Genomic DNA, 22,146 nt, shown 5'->3' on the forward strand with positions numbered 1-22,146 from the left:
TCTTAAACATCTTTTGACGTATAAAACGATCAGTACTGTGCCTCGGGCACACGGACAACTAACCCATCTAGCTGCTCTGTAACGCTGACCTGACACCCAAGGCGACTGGTCGGCCCTGGCTTAACCACGCAATCCAACATGTCACGCTCAAGGTCAGACGGCAGCCCTACCTTTTCCATCCACCCTTCCGCTATATAGCAATGGCAGGTAGCACAGCTACAGGCACCACCACATTCCGCAACAATACCTTCCACACCATTATCTATAGCAGCCTGCATTAGAGAAGTACCACTTTCTACATTAACTTCCTGAGCGGAGCCGTCATGATTCAAAAATGTAACTGTTGGCATGCTTCACCTCTGTATATATCGTTTTAATGTTTAAAAATTTCTTGGATGGCGCAACGACTATCCACCAATTTTTCCAAATCTGGAGTAAAGCCGTTCGTAATTGCACGCTTACTCAACATAAATTCTTTTGGGCTGTTAACCGCATCCACCGCGATCAACTGACCATCCTTCAAATAGAAAGCCGAAAAGCTTCTTGAACCACTAATGTCGCCGCGCACAACCACTTGGTCAAAGCCTTGCGAAAGCCCAGCGATTTGTAGTTTCAAATCATATTGATCCGACCAAAACCAGGGGAGAGCATTATAAGCTTCAAGCTTGCCACAGATCGTTGCAGCAGCCACCTTTGCCTGATCCGCCGCATTTTGGACGGACTCCAAACGCAAGCGACGTTTGTAGATAGGGTTGTAGTGATTAGTACAATCTCCCGCTGCAACAATATCCGGGTCGTTAGTACGTGCGTATTCATCCACAACAATACCGTTATCCGTTTCCAGTCCAGCATCTTCTGCCAGCTGCGTTACCGGTAATACACCCACACCAATAATCACCAGATCTGCTGGTAGCGTTGTGCCGTTCGTGCACACAACGCCTTCAGCATGCTTATCACCAACAACAGATTCAATTACCGTATTGACGAGAATATTAACGCCTTCTTCGCCATGAATGCGTGTATAAAACGCAGAGACTTCAGGCGCAGTAACCCGTTGTAATACCCGTTCTTGCGCCTCAAGAACGGTCACATCCATATCCAGCTTTCTCAAGGCGGCAGCAGTTTCCAATCCAATATACCCGCCACCCACGATGACAGCTTTTTTACCCGGCCCAACAAAGCGGCGAATGTTATCAACATCGTGCATGTCCCGCAGATAATGCACTCCTGCGAGCTCGCTGCCAGGAATAGGAAGTTTGCGAACCTGTGCGCCGGTGGTCAGGGCAAGTTTTGAATAATGCATTTCCGCACCATCACTCAAGATCAGCTTTTTCAAAGAGCGATCAATTTTACTGACACGCACACCAAGCTGGGTTTGAATGCTTTGCTGCTCATAAAAATTTTGCTGGCGAATAAGAATATCGTGAATGCCCTTGTCGCCAGCGAGATAGGTTTTTGAAAGCGGTGCCCGCTGGTAGGGTAATACCGGCTCAGCACTGACAATAGTGATATCGCCTTTTGGCGAAGACTTGGGGCCAACTGTGCTGCAGCGTGGCTACCACCAATAATAATGCAATGTGGATTACTCAAATTGCTCACCATCATGAAAGAATGAATAAAAAAATATTATTAGTTATTGCTGCTCTTAGGTTTTAATTCCCAAGCACATATATTTCAATTCAAGATAATCTTGTATGCCATATTTAGAGCCTTCGCGCCCCGAGCCTGATTCTTTAACGCCACCAAACGGGGCCATCTCGTTGGAGATTATGCCTTCGTTAACACCGACAATGCCGTATTCGAGTGCTTCACCGACCCGAAAAATACGCCCCAAATCAGCGGTGTAAAAATAAGCCGCTAAACCAAATTCAGTATCATTAGCCATGTCGATGGCTTCGGCTTCCGTCTCAAATTTAAACACAGGCGCCACTGGTCCAAAAATTTCTTCGCGAAAAACGCGCATATCTGCGGTAGTATCAGCCAAAATCGTCGGCTCATAAAAACACGCACCAAGATCAGAGCGCCGACCACCGGTAATAATTTTTGCGCCTTTTTCTACCGCGTCATCTACAAGCATAGCCACATCATTTACCGCAGAAGCAGTGACCAACGGCCCATGAGTAACCCCTTCGTCACAACCATTCCCAAGCTTAAACTCACTTACTGCCTGCTGTAGCTTTTCTATAAATGCGTCGTATACTCCGGCCTGTACTAACAAGCGATTAGAACAAACACAGGTTTGACCGGAATTGCGGTATTTGGACGCCAGCGCACCCTGTACAGCCTCATCGAGATTCGCATCATCAAAAACAATAAACGGTGCATTACCACCCAATTCCATAGAGGTTTTTTTACAGGTAGGAATACATTGCGCCATGAGCGTTTTACCCACAGGGGTGGAACCCGTAAACGTCAGCTTGCGTACATCCGGATTACTGGTCATCTCTGCACCAATTTCCCGCGAGCTGCCCACTACCATATTGAACACACCATCAGGAATACCGGCTTCCTTGGCCAACACACAAAGAGCAAGAGCAGACAAAGGGGTTTCACTGGCAGGTTTACCAACAAATGTACAACCAGCCGCCAGTGCCGGCGCAGCTTTGCGCGTGATCATGGCGCAGGGGAAGTTCCATGGTGTAATAGACGCAACAACACCTACAGGCTGCTTAATAACTAACAAGCGTTTGTCATTACTTGGGGGTTGCAGAATATCGCCATCGATCCGCTTAGCTTCTTCCGCAAACCATTCGATGTAGCTAGCGCCGTAACTGATTTCGCCGCGCGCCTCAGCGAGCGTTTTACCTTGCTCTGCCGTTAGTATTTTCGCCAGGTCGTCTTGATTTTCGACAATAAGGTCGAACCAGCGGCGCAAAATGCTCGCCCTTTCTTTTGCGGGTTTTGCACTCCAAGCCGGCATCGCCGTCTTGGCTGCTGCAATGGCAGCACGGGTTTCTGCCGTACCCAACGCTGGCACTTTGGCAATCAGCATTCCGGTCGCTGGGTTTTTAACCTCAATTTCTTTGGTTGATTCCGAAATCCACTGGCCATTGATATAGGAAGCTGTCGACAGAAGCTCCTGACGATTAAGTTTTAGCATAGTAATTCCATCAATAAGTTCTACGGGGAGTTATCTGAGTCGCCTTCCAACTTTTCTGTCAATTCATTCAGTAGCTCATAAAGCAGCTCTAGTTTTCCGTAACCAAATACATCAGTGATATGGTCATATCGTGCTTCAGATTGCGGCGCTACAATCTTAACCAGCTCGGCGCCACTCGCAGTAAGTACGATTAGCGAACAGCGCAAGTCCTTATCCGATGCACGTCGGCGAACGAGCTCGCGCTTTTCCAAGTTCTGCACAATACGAGATAAGCTCGGCATCAAGAGGTAACAAAGCTCCGACAGAGCCGTCATCTCCATTTCGCCATCATCATAAAGTGCGCGCAAAACCCGCCACTGCTGCGGCGACAAATCATGTTCACGTAAATGTGGAACAAAATTTTTCATCACTGCCTCACGTGCGCGTAACAGTGACATAGGAAGAGAACGTCGAAACGCTCTCATTGGGCGGGTTTTATTACTCATATGACCTCGTCTTGAATACCGTTAACCAGAGTACCAACGCCTTCAACTTCAACCTCAACGATGTCCCCTGGAACCAAATATCTAGGCGGATCAAACCGTGCTCCAGCACCATTTGGTGTGCCGGTGGCAATCACATCCCCCAGCTTCAGCTCACAGAAGGTCGAGAGGTATTCAATGATGAAAGCAAAAGGGAACATCATACTCGCAGTCGTGTCATCTTGCCGTACTTCACCGTTCACACGGGTCGTAACCCGCATATCTTCATACTGCTCGGCCGAGAATTCATCGGCCGTTACCAGCCACGGCCCAATAGAGCCAGAATGCACAAAGTTCTTACCCTGAGTCACGTTAAATTTCGCATGGCGTACCCAATCACGCAGCGTACCCTCGTTCATAATAGTGAGACCGGCAATATGCTTATAGGCATCCTCACGCTTAATACGACGCCCCCCCTTACCGATAACAATAACGATTTCACCTTCATAATCCAGCTGGTGGGATTCCGGCGGCCGAATCAACGGGCGATTATGGCCAGTAAAAGAATCCGGAAAACGGATAAATACACTCGGCTTCGTTGGCTCATCGCTGCCGTCCTTATACTCTGCATTGCGATTTGCATAGTTAACGCCGATACACAGAATTTTTTCTGGCGCGGTAATTGGCGGTAATAAAGTGACCTCTTCCAGAGGAATTGAACGCTGGTCAACACTTGCCGGCAAACCCACTAGCAAGCCCTGCTCAATTGCAGCTTTTAAAGTAGGTGCAACATTTGAGCAATCGACCACCTTATCGCCACCAGCACCCGCAACAACGACACCCCACCCTTCAATACCCTGGTATTCATAACTAACTAAACGCATATAAAGAACCTTCCACTATCCATTTGAAAAACAGAATATACTTAACACATTAACTTGTAAACTGATTTTTAGCACTAAAACACCATATTAAAGACATAAATTGACCTTACTTAGTTAACGCGTTATATTATTTTAAACCAATCGTTACACGAGAAAAAATCATGAGTGACTTCGACCACAACAAAAACCTTGCCGAAAGCTACCTTCAACGCTTCAAAACCAATGTCACAGGCCACTTCATTAACGGCAAATGGACAAGTACCGACAATGTAAAAACATTCGAGAACTTAACGCCAATTGACAACAGTAGCTTGGGCCAAGTTGTCGAAGGCACAATTGCCGATATCGATAACGCCTGCGAGGCCGCTGACGCTGCTTTTGCGGAATGGCGAGCTACACCGGGAGCCGAGCGCAAGAAGATTCTGAACAAACTGGCAGACAAAATCGTTGATCGTGCTGAAGAAATCGCATTGGTAGAAAGCGCAGACTGCGGCCAGCCAATACGCTTTATGAAGCAGGCGGCCGTGCGCGGCGCCGCAAACTTCCGCTTCTTTGCAGACAAGGCAGCAGAGGCCGCAAACGGCCAAGCTCTCTATCAGCAGGAACACACCAACTTAACCATGCGCACACCTATTGGCCCCGTTGGCGTCATCACGCCATGGAACACGCCATTTATGCTGTCTACTTGGAAAATTGCTCCAGCCTTAGCCGCAGGCTGTACTATTGTTCACAAACCTGCAGAATTCAGTCCACTGTCTGCCGTTATTCTTGCCGAAGCCAGTAAAGAAGCAGGCCTACCCGACGGAGTTTGGAACATGGTGAATGGTTTTGGTGAGGTAGCCGGTAAGCGCCTGACAGAGCACCCCGCCATTAAGGCCGTTGCCTTTGTGGGCGAATCTAGCACCGGATCAATGATTATGAATCAAGGCGCAGCGACCCTAAAACGTACACATTTTGAATTGGGCGGCAAAAATCCCATCATTGTTTTTGACGATGCCGATTTTGACCGTGCGTTAGACGCAACCGTATTTATGTTATACAGCCTGAACGGCCAGCGTTGTACATCCAGCAGCCGATTGCTGATTCAGTCCAGCATACAAGATAAATTCCTCTCTGCACTGGAAGCACGAGTCAGAAGTTTGAAAGTTGGCCATCCTCTCGACCCAAATACTGAAGTTGGCCCACTGGTTCATGGTAGTCATTACCGCAAAGTGATGAGCTATATGGATATTGCTAAGCAAGACGGTGCAACAATCGCTGTAGGTGGCGAACATTATCGTGATGGAATTGTGAGCGATAAAGGTAATTACGTGCAGCCAACCTTGTTTACCAATGCCAATAACTCAATGACGGTTGCCCGCGAAGAAATTTTTGGCCCGGTACTGACAACTATCAGCTTTGATACCGAAGCCGATGCGATTCGCATTGCCAACGACAGCGACTACGGTTTAGCTGCTTATGCCTGGACTAACGACCAAGGACGCGCTATGCGTCTGGCTCATGCGATTGAAACCGGCATGCTCTGGGTAAACTCAGAAAACAACCGCAATCTGCCATCGCCTTTTGGCGGCATTAAAATGAGTGGTATTGGGCGCGACGGTGGCGATTACAGTTTTGATTTTTACATGGAAACCAAAAACGTCTGTTTCGCACATGGCACACATTCTGTGCCAAAAATTGGCAAGCTATAGGTAATTTTATGAGCCTCTATCAAACCCAAAAATTACTTTACAACCTTAACAAAAGCACAGAGCTACAAGCGCAATTTTTTGCCGATAAACAATCGGTTCTAAAAAACTATCGCTTGGATGAAGAAGAAGCCGAAGCAATTGTAAAACCCGACATTGGCCTGCTTTATATCATGGGCGTAAACGGCCAGATTTTAATGCACTATGCAGCTATGTGCGGCTACGCATGGCCTGAATATATTAAAGCCATGCGCGATGCGCTGGAAATTTACGGCAATGTACGCGCCGGGCTCTACGTAACAACAGATGGTAAGGGGGCAGTATGAGTTTAGTATTTGCAGGAGTTTGCAGCCACGCACCAGGCATTACTAGCCGAGCAAACATGGCAGCCCCTGATGATAAAAACAGTTTGTATGAAGCGTTTGATGAAATGCGCCAAGCACTTGAGGCAACCAAACCAGACGCACTGATTGTTATTGCCGCGGAACACTTCGCAAACTTTTTTATGGATAACATGCCAGCCTATTGCATTGGTATGGGTGAAGAATACGAAGGACCAATTGAAGATCCCGAATGGCTCGGCATTCCTCGCACCAAGGTTCCCGGCAACCCTGATTTGTCTAAACGTATTATCCAGAAGGTCTTGAATGATATCGACGTGGCCTATGCAGAAGAATGGAAATTTGATCACGGCATTAGCGTACCCTTGAACTTTCTCACGCCTAATTACGATCTTGATATTATTCCCGTCAACATTAATTGTCAGGGGCCACCGCTAACACCGCTGCACCGTGCGTGGGCATTTGGTCAGGCATTACGCAAAGCGTGTGATGCTGTACCGGAGCGGATTGCAATTGTCGGCACCGGCGGTATTTCACATTGGCCGGCTACACCGGACTCCGGCAAGATCGACACCAGTTGGGACAAAGCGTTTCTCGACAAGTGGACCTCTAACGACAAGCAGAGCATGCTCAGTTATACCGATGAGGAAACCTGGAAAGAAGGTGGCCAAGGTGGATTTGAAATTCGCACGTTTATCGCAATATCTGGAGCCACCGAAGGCTGTAAGGCGCGCGTTGACTATTACCGACCTATTCCAATCTTCGCCGTCGGTTGCACCATTGGCATTGTCGAACTGGAGTTATAAACCGTGGCGCATTTTGTTCTAGAGTATTCCAGCAATCTCAGCAATGAGGTGCTGGATTTACACAATCTGTTCAGCAAACTGCACGCCAGTGCGAAGGATACCGGACTATTCCCTTACAAGGGCATTCGCAGTCGCGCCTTCGCCTGCAACGACTATCGCATGGCCGACGGCAATCCCAATCACGTTTTTATGCACTTATCAGTATTGATCGGCGCCGGTAGAACCATGGAAGAAAAAGAAGCCGCGGCAAAGATTTTTTTCGATGTCTTTGAAGCACACTTCCACAGCTGTTTTGATAACGGCGGCGTCGCCATGTCGTTCGAAATGCGTGAACTTGAGCCGGTTCTCAAGTACAACAAAAACAATATTCAGGATTATTTATGAGCACGCTGAGTAACGCCAATATTCAGGCCGCTGCGGATGCGCTGTTTCAGGCGGAAGCAACCCGGCAACAAGTATCCCCCATCACCCAGGCCCACCCGGACATGGATATGGACGATGCCTACGCCGTACAATCTGCCTGGGTGAACAAAAAAATTGCCGCCGGCGATAAAGTCATCGGATATAAAATCGGGCTTACCTCCCGCGTTATGCAACGCACCATGAAAATCGACACCCCGGATTTTGGTGTGTTGCTGGAGTCCATGTATTTCGACAACAATTGCAGCATCCGCGCGGCAGATTTTCCCGATCCGCGCATTGAAGTCGAACTGGCCTTTGTGTTGAAGAAACGCCTGTTCGGCGACAACCTGACCATTGACGATGTGCTGGAGGCGACCGATTACATTGTGCCGTCGTTGGAACTGATTGCCGCACGCAGTTTCCGTGTTGATCCGCATACCGGCTATACACGCACGGTGATGGATACCATTTCCGACAACGCCGCCAATGCAGGGATTATTGTTGGCGACAATCGTTTTGAACCGCACGAGATTGATCTGCGCTGGAGCGGCGCCCTGCTTTACCGTAACGGCGTGGTAGAAGAAACTGGTCTCGCAGCCGGGGTACTCGACCATCCCGCCAATGGTATCTGTTGGGTGGGTAAACGTTTCGCGCCTCACGGCATTGCACTGGAACCTGGCCAGATTATTTTGTCCGGCTCCTTTACGGCTCCAGTGATCGCTAATGCAGGCGATGTTTTCCGTGCAGACTATGGCCCGCTCGGCGAAATTAACTGCACCTTTATTTAGATACGAACTTAGGCACCTTAATGAAAATCCCACAGAACACATTTAAACAAGCGCTGCGTAATGGTCAACAGCAATACGGCTTTTGGCTCGGTCTTGCAAATCCATTGTCGGCAGAGCTCTGCGCCTATACCGGTTATGACTGGCTGTTAATTGATGGCGAACATGCGCCGAATAACCTGCAAACCATCTTGGCTCAACTACAAGCTATTTCTGGTACGAGCAGCCATCCAGTTGTCCGTGTGGTTGAAGGCGATACCGCACTAATCAAACAGATGCTGGACATCGGTGCGCAAACTCTGCTGGTCCCCATGGTAGAAACTGCAGAACAGGCAGCCCAACTGGTGAAAGCCATGCACTATCCCCCAAACGGTGTGCGTGGTGTTGGTAGCGCGTTGGCACGAGCGTCTGGCTGGAATCAAATAACTGGCTACTTTGCAGCAGTCGATGAGCAACTGTGCCTGTTAATACAAATTGAATCCGTTACCGGCTTGAACAACCTCGATGAAATTTTGAAGGTCGATGGCATCGACGGCGTGTTTATCGGCCCTGCGGACCTTGCTGGCTCAATGGGTTATCTGGGCCAACCTGCACACCCGGAAGTGAAAGCTGCCGTAACTACCGCGACGCAAAAAATTATTGCCGCCGGCAAAGCGGTAGGCACCCTGGCAACCAACAAAGCGATTGCAACCGCCTATGAGCAGGCCGGCATGCAGTTTATTGCACTGGGTGTGGATACTCTAGTTCTTGCCACAACGGCCAGTTCTATCCTTAAGAATCACCTCAGCAAAGACGACAAGCAAGAGCCAAACAACAGCGGTAACGGGGCCTATTAAGCGATCTCTGGCCCATCACGTAAAAGCGGCGCATTGTGCCGCTCAATGGCTGCTCGGTTTCTGTTTTTGCAGGTAATGACTACAATTCAGATAGCACCGCTGCAACAGACAAAAGCCGAGTAACCCGCACGATAATGACTGGCGAAAAAATCACAGACTGGATTCCCAATATCGTTCTTGGAGAGGACTACGATCAGCGCTACGCTGACAGTCTGATTCATTACGAAACCCTCGGGAATTTATCCGGCTTTTTCGGCCATGACATGCCGATTCATCGGCACGCGCAGTTTTTGCAGATCCACTTTATCCGCAGTGGCCGGATCAATTTTCATATCGACGACCAGCTCTATCAATTTAGTGGCCCCGGCTGCTTTATGACGCCACCGGCGACCCCGCATTCCTTTCACATCGACAGTAGCGCCGACGGTCATGTACTCACAATCCATGAAGTGTTGTGCTGGCAATTGATCAAAGATGGCATGGCTATAGAGTCCAGTTTTAATTTTAGTCAGGGCATCTGCATTGACCCGGCCAGGTTGGAAACCTCGCAACAGGGGCAATGGCTGTTGCTCACTCAGCTTTTTCAGCAAATTCGCACTGAATGGCAAGCCGATCGAACCGCCAGATCAATCGCTATCGAAGACTATGTCCGGCTTATCCTTATTCAACTGATCCGGTTCGCCAAACAAGACAACCAGGGAACGACGGTCAACAACGACGAGTTGAACTTTTTTCGCCATTTTGCAAAGCTCATTGAAGACGAATTTCAACATCACCATCCATTACAATATTACGCACAAATACTGGGTGTATCTGAGAGCCGACTCAACGGTATCTGTCAGAAAATTGCCAATCGATCACCGAAAAAAATTATTCATGATCGTTTAATACAAGAAGCCAAGCGGCTTATTACATTTAATGCACTTTCCAACAGTGAAATCTGTTTTCGCCTCGGCTTCAGCGACCCCGCCTACTTCTCACGCTTTTTTAAGCGACAAACAGGAACTACAGTGCAAATCTATCGAAAAACCAATCTAAATAATATGCCAAGCTAATCAATATTTGCCACATACAGCGCTGCAAACCATTCTATTGAATTAAAAAAGGAATAACCATTAAAGCAAAAGATTTTGACGGATCAGTAAAACGTAGTTCATCTGGGGCAAGATTTTCCTTGTAATAATCACTACTAAACTCTATTTGCAAGTGTTTTTTATCTGAAAATTCTATACTTCCAGCCCCGTCAAATGGTGCAACGATAAACTCCGTAACTCTTTCATCGTCTGCTGGCATGGGTTCCAACCTTTGTAATCGTTCTTTTGTACCCGGCCCAGCCAACCCAATTGGTGAATGCACATAAACCCAGTGATGAGCAAATTCCTCCTGTGTCATAACACTGTTACGAACCGGCAGAGTGATAATTTTTAACGGGTCAGGCGAAAAATCGACCTCCCGCACCCATAATAGTGACGGTTTACCCGATAAGGTCATAGGCTCTGAAGCCAGCATGTCAGAGCAATAGAAATTCCAAAATTCCCGAAAAGCATATGATGAAAAATAGGTTATAGCATCCGCTTCACTAGCAAACCAAAATTCCTCAATAGCATCAAATTCAGCCGCTGGTGCGTTTTGAATTGGAATAGCACCAGGAATTCCACGATTATGCACATGGCTTACGACAACTGAATTTTCTTTAATACTAGCCCAAGGTAGAGCAACCCATTTGGCTGAAAATTGATCCAATGAAAATTCTGCAGATAACGAAAGCAACAATATAACTTTGTACATTTCCCCTCCTTACCAAGACTTAAAATTGAATTCGCTCTCTACCCTGTATTAAATCCGCGGCTTTCTCACCGATCATAATACAAGGAATATTTGTGTTGCCACCAGTCAGCAATGGCATTACCGAGGCATCGGCCACACGCAGCCCCTCTACCCCACGAACACGAAGCTCCGGGTCGACCACCGCATCAGGGCCCTGTCCTATCGCACAGGTACCCACTGGATGTTGTCCGATCCGGGTAGCTTGTCGCAAAAAAGCTCGCATGGCCTTTTCGGTATCAATCTGATTGCCCGGTACCAATTCCTCTTCCATAAGACTTTTCTGAGGTTCCTGAGCATAGATTTCTCGGGCCTGTAGCATGCCGCGCACCATGCTATTCAGATCTTCAGGTTCATCATAAATGTTATAAAAAACTTTGGGGGTATCCATGGGGTCAGCTGAACGCAATTTAACCCAGCCGCGGCTTTTCGGGTGAAAAGGACCCAGTAGGCATACAAAACGGTGAACAGCAGATTTGGTAATCAAGGGGAACCAAGGCAGCGAGTCCAGCCCGACCGACGTGGCCACCATCTGAATATCAGGTTGTGCCAAATCAGGTTGAGTTCGTGTGTAAATCGTTGCATGGCGCCCGTTGTTAACAAAGGGGCCTTTTTTAAATAACAACCATTGCAAACTCGCAAGGGCAGCCCGGTCGTAACGCAAATAACGCAGCAGCGTTTCTGTGGTTTTCGCCTTCCATATAAGGGGGGCGATTGGGTGCTCTTGCAGATTACGCCCCACACCAGGCAAATCAGCGACGGAGTCGATACCCAGCTCACGCAGTTCGTCTGCAGGCCCCACTCCAGAGAGCAGCAACAGTTGCGGTGATCCAATGGCACCACTACATTAAGACAATCTCTTTATTGGCTTTTATGGTTTCAATATAGCCGTTAATTTCAACTTCGACACCTACCGCACGTTTATCCTCAAACAGAATGCGTAACACTCGAGCATCGGTTTTAATCGTCAAATTAGCCCGGGAGCGTGCAGGCTTAAGGTAAGCGCGAGCGGTATCGCACCGTTCACCTTCGCCGATAGTTAATTCAATACGGCTAATACCCTCATCTTCTTCAGCATAAGGGTCGGTGGCGCGTTTGTGTCCAGCGGCGACAGCAGCCTGCTCCAAAGCCTCGTACTGCAAAATTGGGGTATCCACTTGCATAACACTAACAGGACCTTTGCTGCTGTGATATTTGCTGTCGCCACGCCAGCTGTTTTCCAAGCGTTTAAAATAGGGTAAGACATCACGGTAGCCCCAGCCGGTAGCCCCCAACGCTTCCCATTTGTCATAATCTTGCCAATGTCCCCGCGTATAAATCATGCCATTGATGGTCGGACTACCGCCAAGGCCATTACCGAACAAAGCTTCCATATTACGATTATTTAGTCCTGGCTCGTCATCTCCAGTTATGCTAAAAGCCACTGTTTTATCTTGGTGTGTAACGGGAAATGCCAACGGAAGACGCTGAGTAAAACGCCCCCGGCTGCGCTTTCCTCGTTCTAACAAAAGCACTTTGTTGGCGCTATTTTCTGTTAAACGGCTGGCGATCACCGCCCCGGCCGATCCAGCGCCGACTACAATATAATCATAATAAGACATCATTAATTCCAATCACTAAAGCTTTTTTAATTAGCTTTTTTACGCCATCATCTACCTGATATAGCGAGGGTTTCTAACTACGTTCTGGTTAGCAGAGACTTATAAAAACAACGTCCTTGTTGCGTTGAGTTTCAGCTGGTTATCGTAAACTCCGAAACACCTGAAACTTAACCATAAAGTCAGGACTAACTACTCAAAGTTGTAGCCAAATCTAATACCGAAGGTTCGTGGGTCTCGCACATAAACAGAAACCGGAGCATAGATCGTGCTAGGGGTGTTCCCACCCACTCGCACTGCCTCATCGCGGATGTTATGGATATAGGCTCCCAAGCTCCAATTATCATCTGAGCTGAAATAAGTCAGACTGTAATCTGTCAGCACATAAGATTCCATTTTAGTGTTGTCCGCGTGAGCATTTTCAGTCCAAAAGTGTTGGTGCTTGTTGGGATAATGCAGTCGTGGAAAGATTCTTTGGTAGTTTGAAGCACGATTGGATTTTAAAAGTCGCACAACCGACGCGTGAACAGATGAAAAAAGATGTCGCGGATTATATTCGCTACTACAACAATGACCGGCTGCACACGGCTAATAACAGCATGACACCGGTCAACTACGAATTGTCTGAAAGAAAAGTGTCCGGCTTGGGTTGACCAGAACAACCGGCTTTGTGTTTAATGATGGGGTTGTTAGTATGGATCATGAGAGTTACCTTTTTGTTTTGATTTAAGATTCGACACCTTTATCAAAACGGGTAACTCTCTCTTTTTCAAGATGATGTGTCGGATCTGGTCTGAACTTCTACATTTTAGCTAAGTTCTCTTTTTAAGGAAGGGTTCTCCTGCTTACTATTCATGGTCTTACTAATTATATTCTTACAATCAGCTATTGATCGATATAATTTAATTATTACTAACAATTCAGCTATAAAAAAAGGAGAGATAGGTGACAACATCTATCTCTCCCAAAGTGACAACAACCTCTAGAATTATTTAATGTACTTTTTCGGACTATATTACCTTACGAACACCACGAATTGCTCTATCAGCTAAATTCATAAGATGCTTATTTCCGGTAGCCCACACAATAAAATTCTGAATACCATTAGATTTTTTTGCTTTTGGATCTTCCTGACCCATCTCTGGATTCTTATGACAAGCAACAGGAGCATTAATCATTAAGCGACGGAGACAAGAATTAGAATGGTCACACCAAACTATCTCATTTTCACGCCCCTGAATTATTTTATTTGCATAATCTGGGTCTGCAAGCATTTGCCTTGCCAACATATTAGCATCTACATATCCGGCATTAATTGCTTCAGCAGCTTGCCTTGGATCAGGGGTACTAGATAAAAATAATTTAATATTATTGCCCAATGCTTTACGAAATACCTGAGGCTCTCCATGGGCTAACATATTTCCGGATTCGCTAGGAACGTTATCTCTCATTGATTCGTAATTACCATCACTCAATGAAATGAAATCTAAGCCTGAGCAAGCTATATATGATGCGACATCAGCGAAGCCAGAAGCGTCTTGTCCTAATGGACTGTGATCATTAACACTAATACGAATACCAATTGGAAAACCGGTGCCCACTTCGCTTCTTACGGCTGCAACTACATCCCTTAAAATACGTGCTCGGTTCTCAGTAGAACCTCCATATTCATCATTGCGTTTATTTGTAAGCGGCGAAAGAAAAGACGAATAGAAGTAACACATATGTGCTCCAATTTCTACTCCATCAAAACCTGCTGCTTTAGCTCGTTTAGCAGCAGAGACTACACTCTCTTCAATCTCTTTTATTTCAGCAGATGTAGCTTCCTTAGGATATGGAGTCACACGACCTCCCGGAATATATAGATTATCCGGCAAACCATTTGAACCAATATCTACCGACTTAGAACTAGCCGCTATTATTTCTCTTCCCTTTCGGGGAACCCCCATGCGTCCGAAACTTGGGAAAAGTTGAGCAAATATAGCTGTATCATGTTCATGAACAGCGTCGGTCAAACGTTTCAAGTCATTAACAAATTCGTCTTTATCGAAACGAAGGTTAGGTGTAAATGGAGACTCACCCCAGGCCCGCTCGCTACAGACCGATCCTCCCACAATTGCTAAACCAATACCTCCTTGTGCTCTTCGCTTAAGAAATGCTATGGTTTGCTCACTTGGACGTCCATCATCTGTAGGTCGAAGAACTGCCATCGGTCCAAGAATGAAACGGTTTTTAATAGAAAGGCCGTTAATTATTAGTGGTTTTGTCAAAATATTTACACTATCACTTGTAGTCATTCTCATAGAAACATCTCTTCACTATATTATGTATTTTTTAATAGGATTATCTAGAAGCAATATCAGTTACATGACAGCACTAGCTCCACCATCTACAGGGATATTTATACCGGTTACCCAACTAGCTTCATCAGAAGCAAGATATACCCCGGCCCAAGCAACAGTTTTTGGGTTACCAGGTTTACCCGTTAAAGTACGCTCTACTATGGAGTTGACAGGTGCGTCCTTACCCAACTCCTGATACATTGCTTTAATTGGAGGTGTATCCATGACTCCAGGACTTACAGAGTTAACCCTAACTCCAACTGCCATACCCTCGGCAGCCAATTGACGTGTAAGAGCAAGAACTGCACCTTTAGCTGCTGAATGGGCTGCCTGAGGAAGGGTTCTTGCTCCTTGAATACCAGCTACTGAAGCAATGTTAACAATGGCCCCTTGTGATTTAGTTAAATATGGCCAAGCTGCCTTACATGCATACCAAACAAGATCTAGCTCATTCTTAATGGTAAAAAGGTAATCTTCATCACTTTGTGTTTTAAAAGAGCCAAAACGCGGCAAACTAGCATTGTTGTATAAAACATCTATACGACCATATTTTTCTGCTGCCGATTTTATCCACTCTGAAACCTGTTTAGGATCTGTTAAGTCTAGTGGAGTTGTAACATCAATTTTAAATCCATCAGCTTTTATTAAGTTAAGTGTTTCTAAAGATGTATCAGGGTTTATATCGCAACCTACCACCACTGCTCCTTCACTTGCTAAAAGCCTTGCTGTTTCTCGACCCATTCCACTACCGATACCAGTCAATAACACTACTTTATCTTTAAGGCGCTCAGTCATTTAAATCCTCTGATTAACTATTTAATTATTTTTGTTCGATTTTTTGTGCCAATGTAAAAACTCATAGCCGACATTACACCAAGCACTACCGCTGCCCATCCAAGACTGCTATAACCTATATGCTGTGCCAGAACGCCTCCAATTAATGGTCCTGTAGCGGATCCCACCATAACCATGACTGGTGTAGCTGCAACAACTCGCCCTGATGGATCTTGTTTTGAGAGAACCCCAAAGGCAAAAACATGGGTAAAAGTCACTATTGAAATTAAAATTGAGGTGGTAACTATATAAAGCCCATATCCATTAAATTGCGTTACTAAAAAAGCTGATATAGCTTGAATAATAGGGCCTGCAATAATTACACTTGTTGCAGGCAAATGTCGCTCTAGCAATCCTGATAGTGCTACTGGGATGAGATTAACAAAACCACTCACCACTAAAACTGTTGTAACTTGCTCAGAACTAAATCCTTGAGAATTCCCTACTCGTTCGATAAATCCAAAAACCATTGAATGGGATACCATCAATAAACTAACTCCTGCGACGGTAAACCAGACATACTTTGATATTCTGTATGCTTTTAAAGATTCATTAACAGCTGAGGATATAGTCGTTGGAAATGCCAAAACTGATGCAGCAGCAGCTGTTAGCATAATTCCAGACATTGTATAAAAGAAAACGTTTGGACCATGAGTTGTAACAAGTGGTGGTATTGAGGCCATCAAAAATATGGAAACGAGACTCAGAGTTGTAAACGCAATTGCAGCTGTTCTATGTGGGTTTTTTGTACAGCCCATAGTTCCATGAACTATTGAAAGACCACAGCCCACTGACAAACCTGCAACAATGTGTACAGCTGCTAATGCTATGTATATATCTGATGTCGCAGGCATCGTTGCAAATGATATACAAGCAACAGTGTATGAAAGAGTAGTAATTACTTTACGGTTTAAGCGAGTTACTCTAGGAGCAATAAACAGACTACTAACGACAACAGAACCTAAAAACAAAGTCAAAAGCAAACCTGCACTCTGAGGCTCTAATGCTAGCTGGCCGACTAACACAATACCTACCCAAATTGGTAATGCTGTTATGTCCATTAGACCTGCACAGTGCCCTATTACTAAAGCGGCAATCCCTTTACGTGTTTCATGCAACGCACTGCCATTAACATCATTAGACTGATCAAAAGTAGATGTGTGCATTATTTTTTAGCCTTTAAGTAATCAACCAACAAATCTAACTCTGCATTCGAGATTTCTGTAGCCCTGAAAGCTGGCATAATCATCACTCCATTGCGTACATAGTATCTAATGAACTCTGCAGACATATCTGTACGCTCTTCAAGAGCTGCAGGAAGATTTCCATCGTATTTAATCGCTAATGACGCTGTCCCAGGCATGCGTTCTCTTTTCCCATGACAAATACCACACCACTTATCAAATACTTTCTTACCTTCCTGTTCCTCACTCGAAGAGTTCGCAGAGATAGAGACAAAACTAACCAAAGTTGAAAGAAAAAAAATTAGTAGAGATTTAGAATTTACCGCACTCATTTTTTATCTCCCCTTAAATGCTTTGGCCATATTCCATAGCGACCTGGTGACAAAATACCTTTTGGATCGACTGCATCTTTGATCGTTTCAGATAAGCGTAACAAGCTATTATTGTTGTGAGAGTAAAGTCCAACTGCTTGATCTTGAAATTCAGGGTGACATCTATATTCACCCCACCCATGTTCAGCCGCGATATCGAGTAGCGTTCTATATGCTTTAATAGAAGCTTTATTCATTGCTACATCATCTGTAATTGGAAAGCCGAGTATGAACAAAAAAGTTCGTTCAAAGAATGGGGCTGGTAATGCAAAAGGTCTTAGGTTCCAAATTGGTATATCCTGTAGAGCAGACATATTACGATGAGCTTTTTCAAAAACGCTATTTGCTTCCAATATTCCTTCAGCGCTTTGGGGAATAACAGGTGAAAACCACATATGCCCACGCATCGGATGCGGATTACCACCTGCGCGGGTACCCATACCAAAGAAGTCCATATTTGGAACACCAGCATCTTGGGGATAAAAAGTCCACTCATCTGCTGCTTTTTTAGGATCAGTTTGGATTGGGCCAGATTTAAAACCTACGCCTTTAATTTTATTTAAAGCCAAGTCTTGTATTGCTTCCCACTGGGCTTGTATAACTTTTTTAGGCCCATAAAACTTAAGATGTAAATTCCAGTATGGGATTTTATTATTTAGACCATAACGCTGTAAGTCGGCTGAATAGCCAACACTTGCTTTCGCTATTAAGTCAACATGTTCTTTTCTTAATTGTGGAGGGCCTTCATAGAATGCATCAACTAAATGTTTCACGTAATTGCTGATGCCCAATAATGGACTACCTAACTCCGGAGCACCTGGTGCTAAACCGCTGTTCTCGGCATATTTGAGCAACTCTACAATCTCATGTAGATCATCGTATAGCGGTGCTGTAACAACACCTTGCATGAAAGCTTCGGGCTGAGGCATCAGCCAAATTCCCATCTTGGTGACTACACCAAAGTTCGATTGAGAAAAAATACCATCTAAAACAGGCCCCATACCCATCTTAAATTGAGCCCAAGTTTTAGAACCCGGCATAGCTCCCATTCCTGTACGCACTGCCTCGCCATTAGGCAAAACAACTTCAAGCCCGCAGTGAGAGTCAAAATGGTTGCGGAATCGCGATGCTGTGTGTCCAACACCATGATCTAAGGCGTTACCCATGACACTTCCCCAGCCAGGATCAGCTACATCTAGCCATAACTTCAGACCTCGTTCTTGAATATAATTATAAAGATCGAAATAACTGACACCTGGCTCGACTATAGCGTAAGCATTACTCTCATTTACTTCGATAATTTTATTCATCCGCTTTAAGTCAAGTACCACGCTTCCAGACTGGTTAGGAGCAGCTCCGCCATAGCCAAGATTCTTACCAGTAGATATTGTATACAGCGGAATTTCGTACTTATTCGCTACACGAACGATTGATTGCACTTCATCAACAGATGCTGGAGCAACTGCAGCCGATGGACTTCTATCTTCGAATGTAGCTCTCAAGGGCGAGTATGCATCGCGATATGGAAACAAGTCTTCATCTTTGGTAAAGACCCATTCTTTGCCAACAATAAGAGCAAAACTGTCAAGCGCAGCTATGAAATCAGTTTGGGAAACATTTACAGGCATTTTCATATTCTTACTCTATGACCCAAGAAACATTTGAGAAATATTCACCATAAGCAATTTCATACTGCTCCAGAATAAATGCACGTCGTGATTGACTTCGCGCCTGTTCAGCTAAGCACTGAAACACCTCATAGCTTGTCAATCCTACAACTATAGAACCGCTCTCTTCCCAAATAGGCCTGAGCGATTTTTGCCATAGCTTCGTTATACCATCTGTTACTTCCAGACGCTTACTACCGTTTTTTATATAGACATAACCAAAGTCTAAGCTCTCTGCAAGCCTCTTATCTGTAACTGCATACTGGACATTCCATATTCGCTTATCCTGATTCAGTTTACTCTCGATCGCCGCCAAAGCAGGAGTTACAGCAATTGCACTTAGTGTAGAAACCCCTCCTAGAGTTAAAAGAAATTGCCTACGTCTCATTTCTTTCTTCATAATATCCCTAAACATAATTACTCCTTAAATAGAGATTTGCCCTTGAGAACACTTGATTAGTTAGAATTGAAAAATTCAAGTAATCTGATAAGATTTTTTTAACATACCAATAAGAACCAATTATTATGATTATTATTTATAAATAAGTATACAGAACGTATCGTATCGGTCAACCCTCAATAAAAACATTGCCTAAACTATTTTTTTACTATTATATGGCAACAATTCCACCGCAATACTTTTTGAGGTCGGTGTCGAGCTAAAATCACCCACACTGTCTAACTGTACTGGTCAACAAAAACCGGACATTAAATATTTAGAACTTATCGGCTAACGCGCTACGCTAGTTTTCCACCAAACTGAGCCGCCGAACCTGCTCGGTTCGAGCAGAACCGACTGCTCATTTTGCCGGTCATTTTTCCCGGCTTCTCGTATGCCACTGGCGATAGGTCACCGTTAGCCGTATGCAGCCGTTCAACATTGTAGTAACGCATATAGCGAGCCACATCGGCCCTCATATGGTCACGTGTAGGTTGAGTAATCTTCAAAATCCAATCGTGCTTAAGGCTGCCGAAAAATCGTTCAACAACAGCGTTATCCCAGCAAGCTCCTACATCTCCCATACTCGCTCGCATACGATAGCTGGATAACAACTTTCGATAATGCTTACTCGTATACTGTGAACCACGATCACTGTGGAACACCAATCCCGCAGGTGGCTGCCGTAAGTTATATGCCTTGATCAATGCCTTGCTCACCAAATCCGATCTCATGCGCTTATCAATATGCCAGCCGACAATACGGCGCGAATACAGATCCATCACAATAGCCAGGTACATCCAGCCTTCACCGGTTTTAAGATACGTCACGTCACCGGCCCACACTTGGTTCATGCCAAGCGGTGTAAAGTTTTGATTCAATAAGTTATCGGCCACAGCATCGCTGGCTCTCCGCTTAGTCGTTACTTTGTATGCGAGACGTTGAGTTACATAAAGTCCAAGCTTTTTCATCAAATTTCGTACCCGATAGCGGCCAATGGAAAAGCCTTTTTCGCTTAATTTCTTCATCATCTCACGACTACCGAGGCTGCTTCGGCTTTGCTCAAACAGACGCTTCATAGTCCGATACAAACGAAGTGTATCCTCGGTAATTCGTTTAGTAGGACGCTTTCGCCAATCGTAGAACGCCGTGGTGCCAACACCCATAACCTGACACAGCATCACCACCGGAAAGCGCGAGGATTTTTGATCGATGAAGTCGTACTTTACTTCATTTCTTTCGCGAAGAAGGCACTGGCCTTTTTTAAAATCTCTTTCTCCATACGCAGGTCTTTAACTTCCTTGCGCAAGCGCTTCAACTCAGCCCGCTCATCTTCAACCAGAACTTTTCCCTCTAGCTCGGCTTCAACCTTTTCCTTCCACTTATAGAGCATGTTGGTAGCAATCCCCAAGGATTTAGCCGCCTCTGGCACTGAATAGCCTTGATCTCGAACCAGCGCTACAGCTTCTTCCTTAAACTCTTTGGGGTACTGTCTGTACGTGCGTTTTTGCTTCATGATGACACCTCAATCGTTGACTGGTATTGTCTCTTATTAATGTGTCCGGCGCCATTAGACCACTACACACCTGAATACCTGTCTGATGATAAATCTCATTCAACTCTTTATTGTCTTGATCTTGGCCTCGACCTATCCAATAAAAATATAGAGAAGTCTTGGAGTCAACCGGAGTCATTATGTGAAAAGCGAGATTATCCTGCCCTTTGCCCTCTGGATTACCCGTCGGGTAATTCTTAAAGTTCAACCACATGGTACTCGGTGGAGTCCAACGAACATTTATATTGAAATCCACCAACTGATTCTCTTCGAAAGCCGATGCCAACAACGGCAGTGGCTTTTCTTTTTCACAGAACCAGCTGACACGAATCTCTTTCTCGTCCTGTTCCAGCGATTGCTTAGCACGCGTCGCCGAACCACCACCTACAGTTTCCGGATGTAGATAATCGCCATGACTAAGATCAAGAATATTGTCACTCAACAATTGAAAATTAGCTTTAACCTCCAAGACACCACTGGCTTGCGCCGTTTCTGGGTATTTTTCCACATCGCCCAAATCGTCAGAGATCAAGCTAGGATCTGCTTTACTGGGATCACCCAACCAAACCCATACGCCACGATACCTATGACAGACAGGAAAGGTTTTTAAACACATTTTTTCAGTAATTGGCCCGTGTGGATTCTCCAAACATTCCCCCTTACTGTTAAATTTTAATCCATGATACCCACAGGCAACTTCTTTGTTACACTCGCTAAAGCGGCCTTTGGACAAGAGAGCAAATCGGTAGGGACAGCGATCCAGAAGGGCTGCCATGTTTCCTTCTTCATCGCACATAAGTAGCAAAGGCTGTTCGGCTATGGTACGTGCAAGATGCTCACCTCTTGGCAATTCCTTCTCCCAGGCAGCCAGATACCAGCAATTCAGGGGTAAATTCATTATTCAGCTCCTCTAGTTTGTATTTTCTAATTGAGAGAGGTTTAGTGTAATGTGCATAAAATAGTATGAAAATCAGGCACAATTTTGTTCTCAGCAGTGATACATAAATAATTCGAACACTCATACCTACA

At 45.4% G+C, this 22,146-nt stretch carries 23 protein-coding genes and 1 pseudogene; 8 read left to right on the plus strand and 16 right to left on the minus strand.

Annotated features, from left to right (window positions below; genetic code table 11):
- Positions 1–29: 29 nt before the first annotated feature.
- The 5 genes from G8764_RS21420 to G8764_RS21440 form a co-directional block, all read right to left on the minus strand.
- Positions 30–350, minus strand: coding sequence for a 2Fe-2S iron-sulfur cluster-binding protein (locus G8764_RS21420; protein WP_166168138.1), 321 nt, complete (start codon positions 348–350; stop codon positions 30–32).
- A gap of 23 nt (positions 351–373) precedes the next feature.
- A complete protein-coding gene (locus G8764_RS23015) occupies positions 374–1,510 on the minus strand; it encodes an NAD(P)/FAD-dependent oxidoreductase (RefSeq protein WP_341806443.1) in 1,137 nt (378 codons plus the stop codon).
- Positions 1,511–1,645: 135 nt separating this feature from the next.
- On the minus strand, positions 1,646–3,100 hold the full coding sequence (locus G8764_RS21430) for an NAD-dependent succinate-semialdehyde dehydrogenase (RefSeq protein WP_166168140.1): 1,455 nt from the start codon (positions 3,098–3,100) through the stop codon (positions 1,646–1,648).
- A gap of 20 nt (positions 3,101–3,120) precedes the next feature.
- The gene (gene hpaR / locus G8764_RS21435; RefSeq protein WP_166168142.1) at positions 3,121–3,585 is read right to left on the minus strand and encodes a homoprotocatechuate degradation operon regulator HpaR; all 465 of its coding nucleotides are present in this window, start codon (positions 3,583–3,585) and stop codon (positions 3,121–3,123) included.
- Positions 3,582–4,445 (minus strand): fumarylacetoacetate hydrolase family protein, encoded by an 864-nt coding sequence (locus tag G8764_RS21440; RefSeq protein ID WP_166168144.1) that lies wholly within the window; start codon positions 4,443–4,445, stop codon positions 3,582–3,584. The genes hpaR and G8764_RS21440 overlap by 4 nt, the downstream gene beginning before the upstream one ends.
- Positions 4,446–4,606: 161 nt before the next feature.
- Here G8764_RS21440 and hpaE point away from each other — a divergent pair, with 161 nt between their 5' ends.
- From hpaE to hpaA, 7 genes are read left to right on the plus strand one after another with little or no spacing between them, the layout of a single operon-like run.
- Positions 4,607–6,136, plus strand: coding sequence for a 5-carboxymethyl-2-hydroxymuconate semialdehyde dehydrogenase (hpaE, locus tag G8764_RS21445; protein WP_166168146.1), 1,530 nt, complete (start codon positions 4,607–4,609; stop codon positions 6,134–6,136).
- Between the two features lie 8 nt (positions 6,137–6,144).
- A complete protein-coding gene (locus tag G8764_RS21450; protein WP_166168148.1) occupies positions 6,145–6,459 on the plus strand; it encodes an aromatic ring-opening dioxygenase subunit LigA in 315 nt (104 codons plus the stop codon).
- Entirely contained in the window at positions 6,456–7,280 is an 825-nt protein-coding gene (locus G8764_RS21455) for a DODA-type extradiol aromatic ring-opening family dioxygenase (protein ID WP_166168151.1), read from the plus strand. The genes G8764_RS21450 and G8764_RS21455 overlap by 4 nt, the downstream gene beginning before the upstream one ends.
- Before the next feature lie 3 nt (positions 7,281–7,283).
- Complete coding sequence (locus G8764_RS21460) at positions 7,284–7,664, plus strand: 5-carboxymethyl-2-hydroxymuconate delta-isomerase (RefSeq protein ID WP_166168154.1); 381 nt, start codon at positions 7,284–7,286, stop codon at positions 7,662–7,664.
- Positions 7,661–8,470: a 2-oxo-hept-4-ene-1,7-dioate hydratase gene (hpaH, locus tag G8764_RS21465; RefSeq protein WP_166168159.1), complete on the plus strand. Its 810-nt coding sequence runs from the start codon at positions 7,661–7,663 to the stop codon at positions 8,468–8,470. The genes G8764_RS21460 and hpaH overlap by 4 nt, the downstream gene beginning before the upstream one ends.
- 20 nt (positions 8,471–8,490) lie before the next feature.
- Positions 8,491–9,303, plus strand: coding sequence for a 4-hydroxy-2-oxoheptanedioate aldolase (gene hpaI, locus G8764_RS21470; protein ID WP_166168162.1), 813 nt, complete (start codon positions 8,491–8,493; stop codon positions 9,301–9,303).
- Positions 9,304–9,338: 35 nt separating this feature from the next.
- Positions 9,339–10,358, plus strand: a complete 1,020-nt coding sequence (gene hpaA / locus G8764_RS21475; RefSeq protein WP_207952030.1) for a 4-hydroxyphenylacetate catabolism regulatory protein HpaA — start codon at positions 9,339–9,341, stop codon at positions 10,356–10,358.
- A gap of 34 nt (positions 10,359–10,392) precedes the next feature.
- Here the strand turns inward: hpaA and G8764_RS21480 are convergent, their stop codons facing one another.
- The 3 genes from G8764_RS21480 to G8764_RS21490 are packed head-to-tail and all read right to left on the minus strand — an operon-like array spanning position 10,393 to position 12,731.
- The gene (locus G8764_RS21480) at positions 10,393–11,091 is read right to left on the minus strand and encodes an EthD domain-containing protein (protein ID WP_166168165.1); all 699 of its coding nucleotides are present in this window, start codon (positions 11,089–11,091) and stop codon (positions 10,393–10,395) included.
- Between the two features lie 19 nt (positions 11,092–11,110).
- Positions 11,111–11,944 (minus strand): GMC oxidoreductase, encoded by an 834-nt coding sequence (locus G8764_RS22655; RefSeq protein WP_166168168.1) that lies wholly within the window; start codon positions 11,942–11,944, stop codon positions 11,111–11,113.
- 25 nt (positions 11,945–11,969) lie between these two features.
- Positions 11,970–12,731: a GMC family oxidoreductase gene (locus tag G8764_RS21490; protein ID WP_279538491.1), complete on the minus strand. Its 762-nt coding sequence runs from the start codon at positions 12,729–12,731 to the stop codon at positions 11,970–11,972.
- Positions 12,732–13,159: 428 nt separating this feature from the next.
- Here G8764_RS21490 and G8764_RS21495 point away from each other — a divergent pair.
- Positions 13,160–13,378 (plus strand): annotated as a pseudogene (locus G8764_RS21495) (IS3 family transposase); the annotation flags it as partial.
- 357 nt (positions 13,379–13,735) lie between these two features.
- Here the strand turns inward: G8764_RS21495 and G8764_RS21500 are convergent.
- From G8764_RS21500 to G8764_RS21535, 8 genes are all read right to left on the minus strand, one after another.
- Positions 13,736–15,022, minus strand: a complete 1,287-nt coding sequence (locus G8764_RS21500) for an oxidoreductase (protein ID WP_207952032.1) — start codon at positions 15,020–15,022, stop codon at positions 13,736–13,738.
- Positions 15,023–15,088: 66 nt separating this feature from the next.
- A complete protein-coding gene (locus G8764_RS21505) occupies positions 15,089–15,862 on the minus strand; it encodes an SDR family NAD(P)-dependent oxidoreductase (RefSeq protein ID WP_166168177.1) in 774 nt (257 codons plus the stop codon).
- Positions 15,863–15,879: 17 nt separating this feature from the next.
- A complete protein-coding gene (locus G8764_RS21510; protein ID WP_166168180.1) occupies positions 15,880–17,067 on the minus strand; it encodes an MFS transporter in 1,188 nt (395 codons plus the stop codon).
- Positions 17,067–17,417 (minus strand): c-type cytochrome, encoded by a 351-nt coding sequence (locus tag G8764_RS21515; RefSeq protein ID WP_166168183.1) that lies wholly within the window; start codon positions 17,415–17,417, stop codon positions 17,067–17,069. The genes G8764_RS21510 and G8764_RS21515 overlap by 1 nt, the downstream gene beginning before the upstream one ends.
- Positions 17,414–19,090: an FAD-binding oxidoreductase gene (locus G8764_RS21520; protein WP_207952033.1), complete on the minus strand. Its 1,677-nt coding sequence runs from the start codon at positions 19,088–19,090 to the stop codon at positions 17,414–17,416. Before G8764_RS21520 ends, G8764_RS21515 begins: the two co-directional genes overlap by 4 nt.
- 4 nt (positions 19,091–19,094) lie before the next feature.
- On the minus strand, positions 19,095–19,538 hold the full coding sequence (locus tag G8764_RS21525; RefSeq protein WP_166168186.1) for a hypothetical protein: 444 nt from the start codon (positions 19,536–19,538) through the stop codon (positions 19,095–19,097).
- 323 nt (positions 19,539–19,861) lie between these two features.
- Positions 19,862–21,078 (minus strand): IS3 family transposase gene (locus G8764_RS21530; protein ID WP_425049222.1). Its coding sequence is split into 2 segments (ribosomal slippage): positions 19,862–20,829 and positions 20,829–21,078, totalling 1,218 coding nucleotides; the frame shifts between segments, so codons are not numbered across the junction.
- Positions 21,035–22,015, minus strand: a complete 981-nt coding sequence (locus G8764_RS21535; protein WP_166168189.1) for an aromatic ring-hydroxylating oxygenase subunit alpha — start codon at positions 22,013–22,015, stop codon at positions 21,035–21,037. Before G8764_RS21535 ends, G8764_RS21530 begins: the two co-directional genes overlap by 44 nt.
- Positions 22,016–22,146: the final 131 nt, after the last annotated feature.

The sequence above is a fragment of the Pseudomaricurvus alcaniphilus genome (assembly GCF_011440395.1).
Classification (GTDB): domain Bacteria; phylum Pseudomonadota; class Gammaproteobacteria; order Pseudomonadales; family Cellvibrionaceae; genus Pseudomaricurvus; species Pseudomaricurvus alcaniphilus.

Bases quoted from the DNA above. Each gene is read 5' to 3' on its own strand.
- G8764_RS21420 (WP_166168138.1), bottom strand. From the start codon at position 350: ATGCCAACAGTTACATTTTTGAATCATGACGGCTCCGCTCAGGAAGTT.
- G8764_RS21430 (WP_166168140.1), bottom strand. From the start codon at position 3,100: ATGCTAAAACTTAATCGTCAGGAGCTTCTGTCGACAGCTTCCTATATC.
- hpaR (WP_166168142.1), bottom strand. From the start codon at position 3,585: ATGAGTAATAAAACCCGCCCAATGAGAGCGTTTCGACGTTCTCTTCCT.
- G8764_RS21440 (WP_166168144.1), bottom strand. From the start codon at position 4,445: ATGCGTTTAGTTAGTTATGAATACCAGGGTATTGAAGGGTGGGGTGTC.
- hpaE (WP_166168146.1), top strand. From the start codon at position 4,607: ATGAGTGACTTCGACCACAACAAAAACCTTGCCGAAAGCTACCTTCAA.
- G8764_RS21450 (WP_166168148.1), top strand. From the start codon at position 6,145: ATGAGCCTCTATCAAACCCAAAAATTACTTTACAACCTTAACAAAAGC.
- G8764_RS21455 (WP_166168151.1), top strand. From the start codon at position 6,456: ATGAGTTTAGTATTTGCAGGAGTTTGCAGCCACGCACCAGGCATTACT.
- hpaH (WP_166168159.1), top strand. From the start codon at position 7,661: ATGAGCACGCTGAGTAACGCCAATATTCAGGCCGCTGCGGATGCGCTG.
- hpaI (WP_166168162.1), top strand. From the start codon at position 8,491: ATGAAAATCCCACAGAACACATTTAAACAAGCGCTGCGTAATGGTCAA.
- G8764_RS21480 (WP_166168165.1), bottom strand. From the start codon at position 11,091: ATGTACAAAGTTATATTGTTGCTTTCGTTATCTGCAGAATTTTCATTG.
- G8764_RS21490 (WP_279538491.1), bottom strand. From the start codon at position 12,731: ATGATGTCTTATTATGATTATATTGTAGTCGGCGCTGGATCGGCCGGG.
- G8764_RS21500 (WP_207952032.1), bottom strand. From the start codon at position 15,022: ATGACTACAAGTGATAGTGTAAATATTTTGACAAAACCACTAATAATT.
- G8764_RS21505 (WP_166168177.1), bottom strand. From the start codon at position 15,862: ATGACTGAGCGCCTTAAAGATAAAGTAGTGTTATTGACTGGTATCGGT.
- G8764_RS21510 (WP_166168180.1), bottom strand. From the start codon at position 17,067: ATGCACACATCTACTTTTGATCAGTCTAATGATGTTAATGGCAGTGCG.
- G8764_RS21515 (WP_166168183.1), bottom strand. From the start codon at position 17,417: ATGAGTGCGGTAAATTCTAAATCTCTACTAATTTTTTTTCTTTCAACT.
- G8764_RS21520 (WP_207952033.1), bottom strand. From the start codon at position 19,090: ATGAAAATGCCTGTAAATGTTTCCCAAACTGATTTCATAGCTGCGCTT.
- G8764_RS21525 (WP_166168186.1), bottom strand. From the start codon at position 19,538: ATGTTTAGGGATATTATGAAGAAAGAAATGAGACGTAGGCAATTTCTT.
- G8764_RS21535 (WP_166168189.1), bottom strand. From the start codon at position 22,015: ATGAATTTACCCCTGAATTGCTGGTATCTGGCTGCCTGGGAGAAGGAA.